Here is a 14496-nt window from a genome sequence, read left to right as displayed (position 1 = left end):
TCTCCCCACACTTCCCGGCCTGTACCCCGTCGGTTCCCGGCCATTCCCCGGCCGGGTGTGTAGGACGCCGCGGGGTGGGCAGGCGCACCCCCAGCGCAGCCGGGACCGTGCGCAGCCTACCGCTCCGGTGCCGGCGACGGACAAACCCATCCGAACGCCCCCTCCCGGAAAGGCTGAGCACCTTGGTCATCGGCGGTCGCACGGACGCGGGCCGGGCGCTGCTCACGCCGCGCGGCGAGCTGGTGCGCGGGTGTGCGCGGGTCCTGGCCGCGAAACTGGCGGAGCTGCCCGCGGGCACGGCCCGGGTCGATGTGGACATGAGCGGCGTGTACTTCATGGACACGGGGGGCCTGGAGTTCCTGGAGGTGCTGCGCGACCACCGCCGGCGCCGTTCGGTGCCGGTCACGGCCACGCGCTGGAACGGCCAGCCGCGCCGCGTCCTGGAACTGGCCGGCCTCGACACCACCGATCCCCTGCGCCCGGCCCAGGAGCAGGAGGAACGTCTGCTCCTGCTCCAGGAGGAGGTGGAGCAGCTGCGGCAGGCGATCGCGTCCCGCCCGGTGATCGACCAGGCCCGCGGCATCCTCATGGCGACGTACGGCTGCACCTCGGACGAGGCGTGGCACATCCTGCGGGAGGCGTCCCAGCTGTCCAACACCAGACTGCGCACGGTCGCGGAATCACTCACCGCCTCGGCGGCCGCGCAGGCCACTCCGCCGCCGGAAAACGTCCGCGCGGCCCTGTCCCGCGCCCTGGCCCGCCGCTCCCTCCGATGACACCGTCCCGCACGGGGTACCCGGCCACGAACGCACCATCCGCCCCGCGACCGGAGCCACCACCATGAGCGAACTGAGCGAACACACCCCGTCCCAGGCCGAGGGCGACCGCGACGACGACGAATGGAACATTCCGGAGATCCCTCACTCGACCCCGTCCCAGGCGGAGGGCGAACGAGAACCGTCGACGACGGACGAGACCCCCGAGTAGCGGCTTCGCCGTGCTGTCGGAGGCGCCAAGAGGAGTGCGTGGTGGGGCGGGTGGGACTCGAACCCACGGCCGACGGATTATGAGTCCGCTGCTCTAACCGGCTGAGCTACCGCCCCATAGCGGCGTGTCGCGTACATGTGTGCGCGCCGTCTGCCGCAGCATAGCCGCTCATACGATCTCCTGCTTCGGATGGTCGGCGCTGCGTACGGCCTTGGTGACCATGGAGACTTCGCCGGTCGGCGCACGGTTCCCCCGGACATGAAAAAGGACCCCAACGGGGTCCTCGTTCAGCATGCTCCCCCGACTGGACTCGAACCAGTAACCTGCCGGTTAACAGCCGGCTGCTCTGCCAATTGAGCTACAGGGGACCGAGCTCCCCCGACTGGACTCGAACCAGTAACCTGCCGGTTAACAGCCGGCTGCTCTGCCAATTGAGCTACGGAGGAATGCCTCGTTGCATCGAACGTACCCGCCTGGGTATTCGCCAGGGGGCGCTCGCTCGCTGCGACACATACATTAGCGCAAGCAGGGGGGTGCTCCGCCAATCGGTACTCCCCGGCCCTGTCGCCGGAACTATGGGAAGGGTGACCGCCATGCGTTACCGGCTCACGTTCGTCGCCGGAGTCGTCCTGGGTTACGTGCTGGGCACGAAAGCCGGACGCGAGCGCTACGAGCAGATGAAGAGGTCCGCGCAGCAGTTCACGCAGAACCCCGCGGTCCGCAACACCGCGGAGACGGCGGCCCAGCAGGGCCGCGACTTCGCGGACAAGGCGTACCACGCGGTCAGCGACAAGGTGGGCGACCGCATGCCCGACTCGGTCGCCCAGCGCGTCCACGCCCTGCGCGAACGCACGGCCCACGCCCCGGCGGAGGACGACTGGGGCACGAGCAACACGTGAGGGGACGTCCCCGCACGCGCCCCGACGGCTCCCCCGCTCCACGCACCCGTCCCCATGCGGCAAAATCGCCGTATGGGGATAGTCGCCGGACTGGACAGCGCGCCGGATTTCACTCGCATCGTCGTCTGTGACGCGGACACGGGAGCCGTGCTCAGGCAGGGGTATGCCCAGCATCCGATCCAGGGCGCCGACGGCGGCGGCCGCCCCTCCGACGTCGACCCGCAGGCCTGGCTGCTGTCCCTGGGCGAGGCGGCGGGCGGCGGGCTGCTGGAGGGCGTGCAGGCCATCGGCGTGTCGGCGCAGCAGAACGCGCTGGTGCCGCTGGACTCGCAGGGCAACACCGTACGGCCGGCGATGACCGGGGGTGACAAGCGTGCGCAGGTCGCCGCGGCCGATCTGCTCGACGCGTTGGGCGGGCGGGAGGCGTGGGCGCAGGCCGTGGGCAGTGTGCCCGGAGCCGCGCAGCCGGTGACCAAGCTGCGCTGGATGGCCCGCAGCGAACCGGAGAACGCCGCGCGGACCGCCGTACTGCTGCAGGCGCACGACTGGCTGGTGTGGCAGCTGCTCGGCCGGCCGGTGCGGCGCACCACCGACCGGGGCGGGGCGTCCGGCACCGGGTACTGGGCGGCGGCCACCGGCGGTTACCGGCCGGATCTGGTCGAGCTGGCCCTCGGCCACCAGGTGATGCTGCCCGAGGTGATCGGCCCCGCGGACGCGGCCGGTACGACTCCGGAAGGGCTGCTGATCTCCGCCGGTACGGGCGAGACGATGGCGGCGGCGTTCGGGCTCGGGATCGGGCTGGGGGACGCGGTGGTGTCGCTGGGCGCGTCCGGGTCCGTGATGGCCGTGCACCCCGAGGCGCTCGTCGACCCGTCCGGCATGATCACCTCTTTGGCGGACGCGACCGGCATGCATCTGCCCGTCGTCACCACCCTGAACGCCGTACGGGCCCTGCGCGGGACCGCCGAACTGCTCGGCCTGCCCGATCTGGAGAGCCTGTCCGATCTGGCGATGAAGTCGACGCCGGGGTCGCACGGGCTGGTGCTGCTGCCGTATCTGGAGGGCGAGCGCACCCCGAATCTGCCGCACACCGCGGGCACGCTGGCGGGGCTGCGGCGCGAGTCGATGAAGGCGGAGCATCTGGCGCGGGCCGCGTTCGAGGGCATGCTGTGCGCCCTCGCGGACGCGCTGGACGTGCTGCGCGGCCGGGGCGTGGACGTGCGGCGGGTGTTCCTGCTGGGGCCGGCCGCGGAACTGCCGGCCGTGCAGTCGGCGGCGCCCGCGCTGTTCGGGGCGCAGGTCGTGGTGCCGCAGCCGGCGGACTACGCGGCGATCGGCGCGGCCCGGCAGGCGGCCTGGGCGCTCGGTGTGTCGCAGGGCGCACTCGATCCGCGTACCCCGCCCATCTGGCAGGGCCCGGTGGCGCAGGTGCTGGATCCGGGGGACGAGCTCGCGGTGGGTCAGGCGGTGCGCCAGCAGTACGTGTCGGTGCGCGAGCAGACCCACCCGGGGGCGTTCCGCGGGTAAGAGCCGTAAGAGAAGCCCGTGGATTAATTCGCTTGAGGTAACGCGGGTGGAGTGTTCGACGATAGGGGCCAGGGGCAACCATCGCCCTCGCCGACCACTCCGAGAGATTCAGCGTGCTCATACGACTCCTGCGGACCCATCTCCAGCCCTACAAGAGACCCATCGCCCTGCTCGTGCTGCTGCAGTTCCTGCAGACCTGCGCCTCGCTCTACCTGCCCACCCTGAACGCGGACATCATCGACAGCGGCGTCGTCGAAGGCGACAGCGGTTACATCCTGAGCTACGGCGCCGTGATGATCGGTGTCTCCCTGGTCCAGGTCGTGTGCAACATCGGTGCCGTCTACTACGGCGCCCGGACCGCGTCGGCGCTGGGGCGGGACGTGCGCGCGGCCGTGTTCGACCGGGTGCAGTCGTTCTCGGCGCGTGAGGTGGGTCACTTCGGCGCGCCCTCGCTGATCACCCGGACGACGAACGACGTCCAGCAGGTGCAGATGCTGGTCCTGATGACGTTCACCCTGATGGTGTCCGCGCCGATCATGTGTGTGGGCGGCATCGTGATGGCGCTCGGCCTGGACGTCCCGCTGTCCGGGGTGCTCGTCGCGGTGGTGCCGGTGCTCGGCATCTGCGTGACACTGATCGTACGGAAGCTGCGTCCGCTGTTCCGGACCATGCAGACGCGGCTCGACACGGTGAACCGGGTGCTGCGCGAGCAGATCACCGGCAACCGGGTGATCCGCGCCTTCGTGCGGGACGAGTACGAGCAGGGGCGGTTCCGTACGTCGAACACCGAGCTGACCGACGTGGCGCTGGGCACGGGCAATCTGCTCGCGCTGATGTTCCCGGTGGTCATGACGGTGGTGAACCTGTCGTCGATCGCGGTGGTGTGGTTCGGCGCGCACCGCATCGACAGCGGCGGGATGCAGATCGGCGATCTGACCGCGTTCCTCGCCTATCTGATGCAGATCGTCATGTCCGTGATGATGGCCACCTTCATGTTCATGATGGTGCCGCGCGCCGAGGTGTGCGCCGAGCGCATCCACGAGGTGCTGGACACGTCCTCCAGCGTGGTGCCGCCCGTCGCGCCGGTCACCGAGCTGCGCCGGCACGGCCGGCTGGAGATCCGGGGCGCGGGCTTCCGCTATCCGGGGGCCGAGGAGCCGGTGCTGAGGTCCGTCGACCTGGTGGCGCGGCCGGGCGAGGTCACCGCCGTGATCGGTTCGACCGGCAGCGGCAAGTCCACGCTGCTCGGCCTGGTCCCCCGGCTGTTCGACGCGACCGGCGGGGAGGTGCTGGTGGACGACGTACCCGTGGCGGACATCGACCCGGCGCTGCTGGCGAGGACGGTCGGGCTCGTCCCGCAGAAGCCGTACCTCTTCGCGGGCACCGTGGCGTCGAACCTGCGCTACGGCAATCCGGACGCCACCGACGAGGAGTTGTGGCACGCGCTGGAGGTGGCGCAGGGCAGGGACTTCGTGGAGCGGCTCGAGGGCGGCCTCGACGCGCCGGTCTCGCAGGGCGGGACGAACGTCTCCGGCGGTCAGCGCCAGCGTCTGGCGATCGCCCGGACGCTGGTGCAGCGCCCGGAGATCTACCTCTTCGACGACTCCTTCTCCGCGCTCGACTACGCCACGGACGCGGCGCTGCGGGCGGCGCTCGGACGGGAGACGTCCGAGGCGACCGTGGTGATCGTCGCCCAGCGGGTGGCGACCATCCGTGACGCCGACCGGATCGTGGTCCTGGACGAGGGCCGCGTCGTCGGCACCGGCCGGCACCACGAGCTGATGGCGGACAACGAGACCTACCGGGAGATCGTGCTCTCCCAGCTGACGGAAGCGGAGGCTGCCTGATGGCCGGGCCCGGAGGACGGATGATGGCCGGGGGCGGCCCCGACCAGCGCACGCTCGACTTCAAGGGGTCGAGCAAACGGCTGATCTCGCGGTTCAGGCCGGAACGCGGGACGATCTACGGCCTGCTGGCCTGCGTGGTCCTCAGTGTCGGCCTCAGCGTGATCGGCCCGAAGATCCTCGGCAGGGCGACCGACCTCGTCTTCGCCGGCATCGTCGGCCGTGACATGCCGGAGGGCGCCACCAAGGAACAGGTGCTCGACGCGATGCGGGCGCGGGGCGAGGGCGATGTCGCCGACATGCTCCGCAGCACCGACTTCACCCCCGGTGAGGGCATCGACTTCACGGCGGTGGGCAACGTCCTGCTGTTCGCGCTGGCGGTGTTCGGCGTCGCCGGTCTGCTGATGGCGTTCGCGACCCGGCTGGTGAACCGGGCGGTCAACCACACCATGTTCCGGATGCGTGAGGACGTACAGACGAAGCTGTCGCGGCTGCCGCTGTCGTACTTCGACAAGCGGCAGCGCGGCGAGGTGCTCAGCCGCGCCACCAACGACATCGACAACATCGGGCAGACGCTCCAGCAGTCGATGGGCCAGCTGATCAACTCGCTGCTCACCATCATCGGTGTGCTCGCGATGATGTTCTACGTCTCCTGGATCCTCGCGCTGGTCGCGCTGGTGACGGTGCCGCTGTCGTTCGTCGTCGCCACCCGTGTCGGCAAGCGGTCGCAGCCGCACTTCGTGCAGCAGTGGAAATCGACCGGCACCCTCAACGCGCACATCGAGGAGATGTACACCGGGCACACCCTGGTGAAGGTGTTCGGGCGGCAGGAGGAGTCGGCGAAGCAGTTCGCCGAGGAGAACGACGCGCTGTACGAGGCCGGGTTCAAGGCGCAGTTCAACAGCGGCGTCATGCAGCCGCTGATGTTCTTCGTCTCGAACATCAACTACGTACTGGTGGCGGTCGTCGGCGGCCTGCGGGTCGCGTCCGGCACGCTGTCCATCGGTGATGTGCAGGCCTTCATCCAGTACTCGCGCCAGTTCTCCATGCCGCTGACGCAGGTCGCCTCCATGGCGAACCTGGTGCAGTCGGGTGTCGCCTCGGCGGAGCGGGTCTTCGAACTCCTCGACGCCGAGGAGCAGGAGGCCGACCCCTCCCCGGCCGAGAAGCCGGCCGAGCTGCGCGGGCGGGTCGCGCTGGAGAACGTGTCGTTCCGCTACGACCCCGAGAAGCCGCTGATCGAGGATCTCTCCCTGAAGGCCGAACCGGGCCACACCGTGGCCATCGTCGGCCCGACGGGCGCCGGCAAGACGACCCTGGTCAACCTGCTGATGCGGTTCTACGAGGTCTCCGGAGGGCGGATCACGCTGGACGGCGTGGACATCGCGCACATGTCCCGCGACGAACTGCGGTCCGGCATCGGCATGGTGCTCCAGGACACCTGGCTGTTCGGCGGCACCATCGCGGAGAACATCGCGTACGGCTCCTCCCGCGAGGTCACCCGCGCGGAGATCGAGGAGGCGGCCCGCGCGGCCCACGCCGACCGCTTCGTCCGCACCCTGCCCGACGGCTACGACACGGTGATCGACGACGAGGGCAGCGGGGTCAGCGCGGGCGAGAAGCAGCTCATCACCATCGCGCGGGCGTTCCTCTCCGACCCGGTGATCCTGGTCCTGGACGAGGCCACGAGCTCCGTGGACACCCGCACGGAGGTCCTCATCCAGAAGGCGATGGCCCGACTCGCCCACGGCCGCACGTCCTTCGTCATCGCCCACCGCCTCTCCACGATCCGCGACGCGGACACGATCCTGGTCATGGAGAACGGCGCGATCGTCGAACAGGGCGCCCACGAGAAGCTCCTGGCAGCGGAGGGCGCGTACGCCCGCCTGTACAAGGCCCAGTTCGCCGAGGCGGTGGCGGAGGTCGACTGACGCCCCTTTCACACGCCGGAGGGGCTCGCTTCAGCCCCTCCGGCGTTTGAGGAGCGGGGGTCCGGGGGCAGCGCCCCCGGGGGACGGGAATGGGAAGGGGCGGCGGGGGCGAAAACTCAGTCCAGATACCCCCGCAACTGATCCGCGAAGGCGTGATCGCGCAGCTTGTTCAGCGTCTTCGACTCGATCTGACGTATCCGCTCCCGCGTCACACCGAAGATCCGCCCGATCTCCTCCAACGTACGGGCACGCCCGTCCACCAGCCCGTAGCGCAGCTGCACCACCTTCCGCTCCCGCTCCCCCAGAGTCGACAGCACCGCCTCCAGGTGCTCCCGCAGCAGCAGGAACGCCGCCGACTCGACGGGGCTCGCCGCGTCGCCGTCCTCGATGAGGTCGCCGAGGGCGACGTCGTCCTCCTCGCCGACCGGCGCGTGCAGCGACACCGGTTCCTGGGCGAGCCGCAGCACCTCGCCGACCCGCTCGGGCGGCAGGTCCAGATGCGCGGCGACCTCTTCCGGTGTCGGCTCGTAGCCGCGCTCCTGCAGCATCCGCCGCTGCACCCGCACCACCCGGTTGATGAGCTCGACCACGTGCACGGGCACGCGGATCGTCCGGGCCTGGTCGGCCAGCGCGCGCGACATGGCCTGGCGGATCCACCACGTGGCGTACGTCGAGAACTTGTACCCGCGCGCGTAGTCGAACTTCTCCACCGCGCGGATCAGGCCGAGGTTTCCCTCCTGGACCAGGTCCAGCATGGTCAGTCCGCGCCCCACGTACCGTTTGGCGACGGACACGACGAGCCGCAGGTTCGCCTCTATCAGGCGTCGTTTGGCCATCCGGCCCATGACGACGATCCGGTCCAGGTCGACGGCGAGCCGACTGTCCAGATCGGGGGCCAGCCGCAGCTTCTCCTCGGCGAAGAGTCCCGCCTCGACCCGGCGGGCGAGTTCGACCTCCTCGGCGGCGGTCAGCAGCGGGATGCGCCCTATCTCGCGCAGATACTGCCGGAACAGGTCCGAGGAGGGCCCGCCGGTGTCGGTGCGCAGGCGCGCCACCGGCTCCACGGGGTCGGCGGATTCGGGGTGGTGCGCGACGCGGCTCTGCGCGGGCACGGCGACGAGAACGCCGGCGTCGGGCTGGGTGAGGGTCTGGGTCTGGGTCTGCACGGGGGCGACCTCCAGGATGATCGCTGCCGGGGAGTGGGGCAGCGGTACTTCGGGGACGGAGTGGGCGGCCTCGCCGCTGTCCGTCCCGTACGCGATGAGCACAACCGCGGATGTCCGGGACCCGTCGGTGACGGATCGGCCGCGCTCCGAGGACTCAGGCACCGCCCCCAGTGTGGGGTACGACACATCGTCCCCACGAGGGGCGTGCGATGACTTTTTGCGTCCGGTCCGGAACCGGCGGTGACCGGCGACTCGCCGATCCGTCGCCGCCGAGGGACGTACCCCAGAGGCCGCGCCGTCGGGCCGAGGAGCCGGCGCGGGCGGTGACGCCCGCCCTCACGGGCGTCCGAGCCGCTACAGGGCTGCCGCTCCGTGCTCCCGCAGGGTTTGGTCGTACTGCTGGAGGACCCACAACTCGTTCTGTACGGCGGCCAGTTCGCCCGGGTCGCCGTGGCCGCTGAGGCGGGTCAGGCGGCTGGCGACATCGCGGATGCGGCGCTCGACCGCGCGGCGGCGGACGGTGACGAGCTGGGCGCCGGCATAGACCTCGTCGACGCCCTTCACACCACGGTGCAACATGATGGCCTCGACGGCGAGTTCGGTGACCATGGCGCGGACGGCGTCGTCGGGGGCGGCCTCCCGGACCCGGATCAGATACTCCTGCGGGTCCTGGACGCCGTACTCCGCGCCGCCCGCGTCCAGGACCGCCTGGCGTACGGCCGCGTAGGGCGGGGCCGTGAACTCGTCGACGCCGTACGCGTCGAAGGCCGGGGAGACCAGTTCGGGGCGCTGGAGGGCGAGCTTGAGCAGTTCGCGTTCGGTGGCGAAGACCGGGTTGCGGAGGTTCAGGGCGGGTCCGCGGGGGGCCGGCCGGTCCGGCGCGGAGTCGTACTGCTGGGGGCCGCCGCCGCGCTGCTGCCGGTCGGGGGCGGGGCCCCTGCCGCCGCGGTCGCGCGCCCAGCGGGCGAGCTGGGCGACCCGCTTGACGACGAACTGGGTGTCGAGGATGCCGAGCATCCCGGCGAGCTGCACCGCGACCTCGTGCTGGGCGCCGCTGTTCTTGATCCGCGCGACGATCGGCGCGGCCTCGTCGAGGGCGGCGGCGCGGCCGGCCGGGGTGTCCAGGTCGTAGCGGACCACGATCTGGCGGAGGGCGAACTCGAAGAGCGGGGTGCGGGGTTCGGCCAGGTCGGCGACGGCCTCGTCGCCCTTGGCGAGCCGCAGGTCACAGGGGTCCATGCCGTCGGGGGCGATGGCGATATAGGTCTCGGCGGCGAACTTCTGGTCGTCCTCGAAGGCGCGCAGGGCCGCCTTCTGGCCGGCCGCGTCACCGTCGAAGGTGAAGATCACGCGCGCGCTGCCGTTGTCCATGAGCAGCCGGCGCAGGATCTTGATGTGGTCGCCGCCGAAGGCGGTGCCGCAGGTGGCGATGGCGGTGGTCACCCCGGCGAGGTGGCAGGCCATGACGTCGGTGTAGCCCTCGACGACGACCGCCCGGGACGCCTTCGCGATGTCCTTCTTGGCGAGGTCGATGCCGTAGAGGACCTGGGACTTCTTGTAGATCGCCGTATCGGGCGTGTTGAGGTACTTCGGCCCGTTGTCCGCCTCGTAGAGCTTGCGGGCGCCGAAGCCGACGACCTCTCCGCCGATGTCGCGGATGGGCCACATCAGCCGGCCGCGGAAGCGGTCGATGGGGCCGCGGCGGCCCTCCTGGGCGAGCCCGGAGAGCAGCAGCTCCTTGTCGCTGAAGCCCTTGCCGCGCAGGAAGCGGGTGAGGTGGTCCCAGCCCTGGGGGCTGTAGCCGACGCCGAAGTGCACGGCGGCGGCCTGGTCGAAACCGCGGTCGGCGAGGAAACTGCGGCCGGTGTCCGCCTCGGCGGAGGCCGCCAGCTGTTCCGCGTACCACTCGGCGGCGATCTTGTGCGCCTCGACCAGGCGGATGCGCTCGCCGCGCTGGTGGGAGGGGTTGTACCCGCCCTCCTCGTAACGCAGCGTGATGCCGGCCTGGCCGGCGAGGCGCTCGACGGCCTCGGAGAAGGAGAGGTGGTCGACCTTCATCACGAACGTGATGGTGTCGCCGCCCTCCTGGCAGCCGAAGCAGTGGAAGAGTCCCTTGCTCGGGCTGACCTGGAAGGACGGCGACTTCTCGTCGTGGAACGGGCAGAGGCCCTTCAGGTTCCCGCCGCCCGCGTTCCGCAGCTGGAGGTACTCGGACACGACGGCGTCGATCGGAACCGCGTCCCGAACCGCCTTCACGTCCTCATCGTTGATCCGCCCAGCCACGCCTGAATCCTACGTGGCCGTACCGACACCCCGGCGAGCCGCAGCGCCCCGCAAGGGGCGCGGGGCTGTGACATGTGCGGCTCCGCCGCGTGGGCGCGACCAGCCACGACGCCGCCCCACGCGCGCCCCGACAAAACCCGGCGGACGCCGCCTAGGCGACAAGCGACTCCAGCGGCACCCGCGGATCCGCCAACGCCTCCGTGTCCACCGGCACGCCGGAGCGGATCAGCCCCTGGATCGGATCCGTGACATCCCACACATTCACGTTCATCCCCGCGAGCACGCGGCCCTCACGAACCCAGAACGCGATGAATTCGCGCTTCCCCGCGTCGCCCCGGATCACCACCTCGTCGTACGACCCCGGCGGCGCCCACCCGGAGTACTCCATCCCCAGGTCGTACTGGTCGGAGAAGAAGTAGGGAACGCGGTCGTAGGCGTCCTCGCGGCCCAGCATGGAGCGGGCGGCCGCCGGGCCGCCGTTCAGCGCGTTGGCCCAGTGCTCCACGCGCAGCCGTGTGTCGAAGAGGGCGTGCGGGAAGGACGCGGCGTCGCCGGCGACGTAGATGTCCGGGTCGGACGTGCGCAGCCGTTCGTCGACGCGGACGCCCCCGCCGTCCGCGCGGTCGGCCAGTTCCAGCCCCGCCGCCTCCGCGAGAGCGACCCGCGGCGCCGCGCCGATCGCGGCGAGGACGGCGTGCGCCGGGTGCTCCTCCCCGTCGTCGGTGCGGGCGGCGAGGACCATGCCGTCCTGGCCGGTGATCTCGGTGAGCGTGGCACCGAAGTGGAAGCGCACCCCGTGCTCCATGTGGAGCTCGGCGAAGAGCTGGCCGAGCTCGGGGCCGAGGACGGAGTGCAGCGGGGTCCGGCCGCGGTGGACGACGGTGACCTCCGCGCCGTACTGCCGGGCCGCCGCCGCGATCTCCAGGCCGATCCAGCCGGCGCCGGCGATGACCAGATGGCCGTTGTCCCGGCCGAGGGAGGTCAGGACGCCCTTGAGGCGTTCGGCGTGGGCGAGGCGGCGCAGATGGTGGACGCCCACGAGGTCGGTGCCCGGGATGTCCAGGCGGCGGGGCTCGGCACCGGTGGCGATGAGCAGTTTGTCGTAGCGGACGACGGTGCCGTCCTCGCCGAAGCGGACGGTCTTCGCGGTGCGGTCGATGGCGTCGACGGTCTGGCCGAGGTGCAGCTCGATGTCGTGGCGCGCGTACCAGGCGGGCTCGTGGACGAAGACGCTGTCGCGTTCGGCCTTGCCGAGGAGGTAGCCCTTGGACAGGGGCGGCCGCTCGTAGGGGTGGTCCCGTTCGTCGCAGATCAGTATCACGCGGCCGGTGAAGCCCTCCGTTCTCAGCGTCTCGGCCGCCTTCGCGCCGGCCAGTCCGCCTCCGACGATGACGAATGTCTGATCCGCGTCGACCACGTGATGCCTCCTCGTAAGGGTGTCGCCATCTGCGAGCGTCCCGCACGCAGGGTGTTGCCGGAAGGGGGAGTGACCCGATCAGGCCATACAGCTCATGCCTGCCCGGTGAACCGGGCGTGAAGCGAGCGGGCCGAGGCGTCGGTGAGCGACGCGATCTGGTCGACGATCACGCGCTTGCGGGTACGGTCGTCGGGGGCCTGCTCGAACAGCGTGCGGAACTGGGGGTCCAGGCCCTCGGGGGCGCGGGCGGTGAGCGCCTCGGCCAGTTCGAGTACGACGATCCGCTGATCGGCGCGGAGCCGGGCCTGCTCGTCGCGCTGCATGACGTAACGGACGGCGACCGCCTTGAGGACCGCGCACTCCATACGGGTGCTTCTGGGTACGACCAGCTCGGCCTCGTATCTGGTCGGGCGCCCCGTGCCCGAACGGCCCGGGAGGTGCCCCCATGCCTGCCGGGTGGCCGCCTCGGCGGCGAGGCAGAAGCGGCCGATGAGCTGGCTGGTGGCGTCCTTGAGGCGGGCCTGGGCGACGGCGGTCCCGTCGTAGCCGTGCGGCCACCACTCCTGGCCGAGGAGGCGGTCGAGGGCCTCGGCGAGCTCCTCCGGGTCGGTGCCGGCGGGGGCGTACCGGCCGGCGGCGATCTCGAAGACGGCCCGGCGTTCCGGCTCGGCGTGCAGGCAGGCGGGGTCGATGTGGCCGGCGTGCAGGCCGTCCTCCACGTCGTGCACCGAGTAGGCCACGTCGTCGGCCCAGTCCATGACCTGGGCCTCGAAGCAGACGCGGCCCTCGGGGGCGTCCTCGCGGATCCAGTCGAAGACGGGGCGGTCGTCCTCGTAGACGCCGAACTTCGGGGAGGCCGGGTCGGTGGGGTGGGCGCCTCGCGGCCACGGGTACTTCGTGGCGGCGTCGAGGGTGGCGCGGGTGAGATTGAGGCCGACGGAGCCGTCGGGGGTGAACCGTTTGGGCTCGATGCGGGTGAGGAGGCGGAGCGACTGGGCGTTGCCCTCGAAGCCGCCGCAGTCCTCGGCGAACTCGTTCAGCGCCTGTTCGCCGTTGTGGCCGAAGGGCGGGTGGCCGAGGTCGTGGGAGAGGCAGGCGGCCTCGACGAGGTCGGGGTCGCAGCCGAGGGCCGCGCCGAGCTCACGGCCCACCTGGGCGCATTCGAGGGAGTGGGTGAGGCGGGTGCGGGGGCTGGCGTCCCAGACCTGGCTCCGGTCGCCGGGGGTGACGACCTGGGTCTTGCCCGCGAGGCGGCGGAGGGCGGCGGAGTGGAGTACGCGGGCGCGGTCGCGTTGGAAGGCGGTGCGGCCGGGGCGTTTGTCGGGCTCGGGGGCCCAGCGGGCGACTGACATGGGGTCGTATGCGGTGAGGGGTGCGGCGCCTTCCATGTGACGACAGTACGGGGGAGGTGTGACAGTGGGGGACGTGGCCGTGGGGTTCGGGTTGCGGTGGGGTTTTCCGCCCCCTCCGCCCCTTCCCGTCCCGTCCCTGGGGGCCGCGCCCCCAGACCCCTGTTCTTGCGCGGTTCCCCGCGCCCCTCAGATGGCTGACGCCAGCTTCAAAGGTGCGGTGGACGGAATCCTCCGGGTCCGGTCGTAGCGGTGGAGGAGGAGGTGGGCCATCGCCGGGTGGGTGCCGAGCGGGGCGGACACGATACCGGGGGCCGCTGCCGCGCATTCCGTCGCGAAGCGGCCGGGGGCGGTGAAGCAGGAGGCGACGGCCACGCGGTGGCGGCCCCGGGCGGCCAGGGCGCGGACGGCGTCGGGGACGGTGGGGGCGGCGGCGGAGGCGTACGCGGGGACGACGGGGACGCCCAGGCGCTCGGCGAGCAGCCGCGCGGTGCGGCCCGTGTCGGCTCTCGATTCGGGGTCGCGGGAGCCGGCGGCGGCGAGCACGATGCCGCTCGCGCGGCGGGCCGCCGCGTCCGCCGGGGTGTGCCAGCCGGCCTCGGTGAGGCGGGCGTGGAGGGCGTCGACGAGGAGGGGGTGCGGGCCGAGCGGGGCGGACACGCGCGTGTGCAGGTGGGCCCCGGCGGCCATCTCGGGGATGTCCCGCTTGACGTGGTGGCCCCGGCTGAGCAGCAGCGGCACGAGGACGGCGGCGCGGGTGCCGCACGCGTCCAGCCCGGCGAGCGTGTCGGGGAGCAGCGGCGCGTTCAGCTCGATGTGGCCCAGGTGCACGGGCAGGCCCGGCCGCAGTGCGCGGACACGGTCCAGGAGCTGCCGTACGGTGCTCAGCGCGCGCGGGTCGCGGCTGCCGTGGGCCACGACGACGAGGGCGGGAGGGCTCGTGGTGTACGTCGTCATGCACCGATCGTGACGGCGGGACGTTGCCTTCCTGTTGCGCACGCGTGACGGCCGCTTTCCAGGGGTTCACGATGTGGACGAGCGGGCGTGTGAGGTGAACCGGAACGCCCGGCGGGGCGTCTCTCCAGGTCGGGGA

11 protein-coding genes and 3 tRNA genes are annotated in these 14496 nt (G+C 71.5%); 6 read left to right on the top strand and 8 right to left on the bottom strand.

Annotated elements, in window-relative coordinates; translation table 11 throughout:
- The first annotated feature begins 182 nt into the window (after nt 1-182).
- Entirely contained in the window at nt 183-776 is a 594-nt protein-coding gene (locus tag IF28_RS0112645) for an ANTAR domain-containing protein (protein WP_037893054.1), read from the top strand.
- 64 nt (nt 777-840) lie between these two features.
- Entirely contained in the window at nt 841-987 is a 147-nt protein-coding gene (locus IF28_RS39425) for a hypothetical protein (RefSeq protein WP_199808987.1), read from the top strand.
- A gap of 39 nt (nt 988-1026) precedes the next feature.
- Here IF28_RS39425 and IF28_RS0112635 read toward each other — a convergent pair.
- From IF28_RS0112635 to IF28_RS0112625, 3 genes are all read right to left on the bottom strand, one after another.
- Nucleotides 1027-1103: transfer RNA gene (locus tag IF28_RS0112635), tRNA-Ile, on the bottom strand.
- Nucleotides 1104-1282: 179 nt separating this feature from the next.
- Nucleotides 1283-1355: transfer RNA gene (locus IF28_RS0112630), tRNA-Asn, on the bottom strand.
- Between the two features lie 5 nt (nt 1356-1360).
- Nucleotides 1361-1433: transfer RNA gene (locus tag IF28_RS0112625), tRNA-Asn, on the bottom strand.
- Nucleotides 1434-1571: 138 nt separating this feature from the next.
- Here IF28_RS0112625 and IF28_RS0112620 point away from each other — a divergent pair.
- The 4 genes from IF28_RS0112620 to IF28_RS0112605 all read left to right on the top strand — a co-directional run bounded on the left by IF28_RS0112620 (nt 1572) and on the right by IF28_RS0112605 (nt 7188).
- Nucleotides 1572-1886, top strand: coding sequence for a hypothetical protein (locus tag IF28_RS0112620; RefSeq protein ID WP_078621091.1), 315 nt, complete (start codon nt 1572-1574; stop codon nt 1884-1886).
- A gap of 72 nt (nt 1887-1958) precedes the next feature.
- On the top strand, nt 1959-3413 hold the full coding sequence (locus IF28_RS0112615; protein ID WP_078621088.1) for an FGGY family carbohydrate kinase: 1455 nt from the start codon (nt 1959-1961) through the stop codon (nt 3411-3413).
- A gap of 113 nt (nt 3414-3526) precedes the next feature.
- Nucleotides 3527-5260 carry an ABC transporter ATP-binding protein gene (locus tag IF28_RS0112610; protein WP_030218103.1) on the top strand — a complete coding sequence of 578 codons (1734 nt, stop codon included), beginning with the start codon at nt 3527-3529 and terminating at the stop codon, nt 5258-5260.
- Nucleotides 5260-7188, top strand: coding sequence for an ABC transporter ATP-binding protein (locus IF28_RS0112605; RefSeq protein ID WP_030218100.1), 1929 nt, complete (start codon nt 5260-5262; stop codon nt 7186-7188). Before IF28_RS0112610 ends, IF28_RS0112605 begins: the two co-directional genes overlap by 1 nt.
- A gap of 116 nt (nt 7189-7304) precedes the next feature.
- On the opposite strand, the gene IF28_RS0112600 is transcribed toward IF28_RS0112605, so the two are convergent.
- The 5 genes from IF28_RS0112600 to IF28_RS0112580 form a co-directional block, all read right to left on the bottom strand.
- Nucleotides 7305-8516, bottom strand: a complete 1212-nt coding sequence (locus IF28_RS0112600; protein WP_030218097.1) for an RNA polymerase sigma factor — start codon at nt 8514-8516, stop codon at nt 7305-7307.
- Between the two features lie 192 nt (nt 8517-8708).
- Nucleotides 8709-10637: a DNA primase gene (gene dnaG, locus IF28_RS0112595; RefSeq protein ID WP_030218094.1), complete on the bottom strand. Its 1929-nt coding sequence runs from the start codon at nt 10635-10637 to the stop codon at nt 8709-8711.
- Nucleotides 10638-10788: 151 nt separating this feature from the next.
- A complete protein-coding gene (locus IF28_RS0112590) occupies nt 10789-12054 on the bottom strand; it encodes an NAD(P)/FAD-dependent oxidoreductase (RefSeq protein WP_030218091.1) in 1266 nt (421 codons plus the stop codon).
- 92 nt (nt 12055-12146) lie between these two features.
- Nucleotides 12147-13442, bottom strand: coding sequence for a deoxyguanosinetriphosphate triphosphohydrolase (locus IF28_RS0112585; protein ID WP_030218088.1), 1296 nt, complete (start codon nt 13440-13442; stop codon nt 12147-12149).
- A gap of 150 nt (nt 13443-13592) precedes the next feature.
- Nucleotides 13593-14360, bottom strand: a complete 768-nt coding sequence (locus IF28_RS0112580; RefSeq protein ID WP_030218085.1) for a sirohydrochlorin chelatase — start codon at nt 14358-14360, stop codon at nt 13593-13595.
- Between the last annotated feature and the right edge of the window lie 136 nt (nt 14361-14496).

Origin of the sequence: Streptomyces sp. NRRL WC-3626 (assembly GCF_000718785.1) — a bacterium.
GTDB classification, from domain to species: domain Bacteria; phylum Actinomycetota; class Actinomycetes; order Streptomycetales; family Streptomycetaceae; genus Streptomyces; species Streptomyces edwardsiae.
Note: the sequence above shows the minus strand (reverse complement) of the source record. Positions and strands in the feature narration are given on the sequence as shown.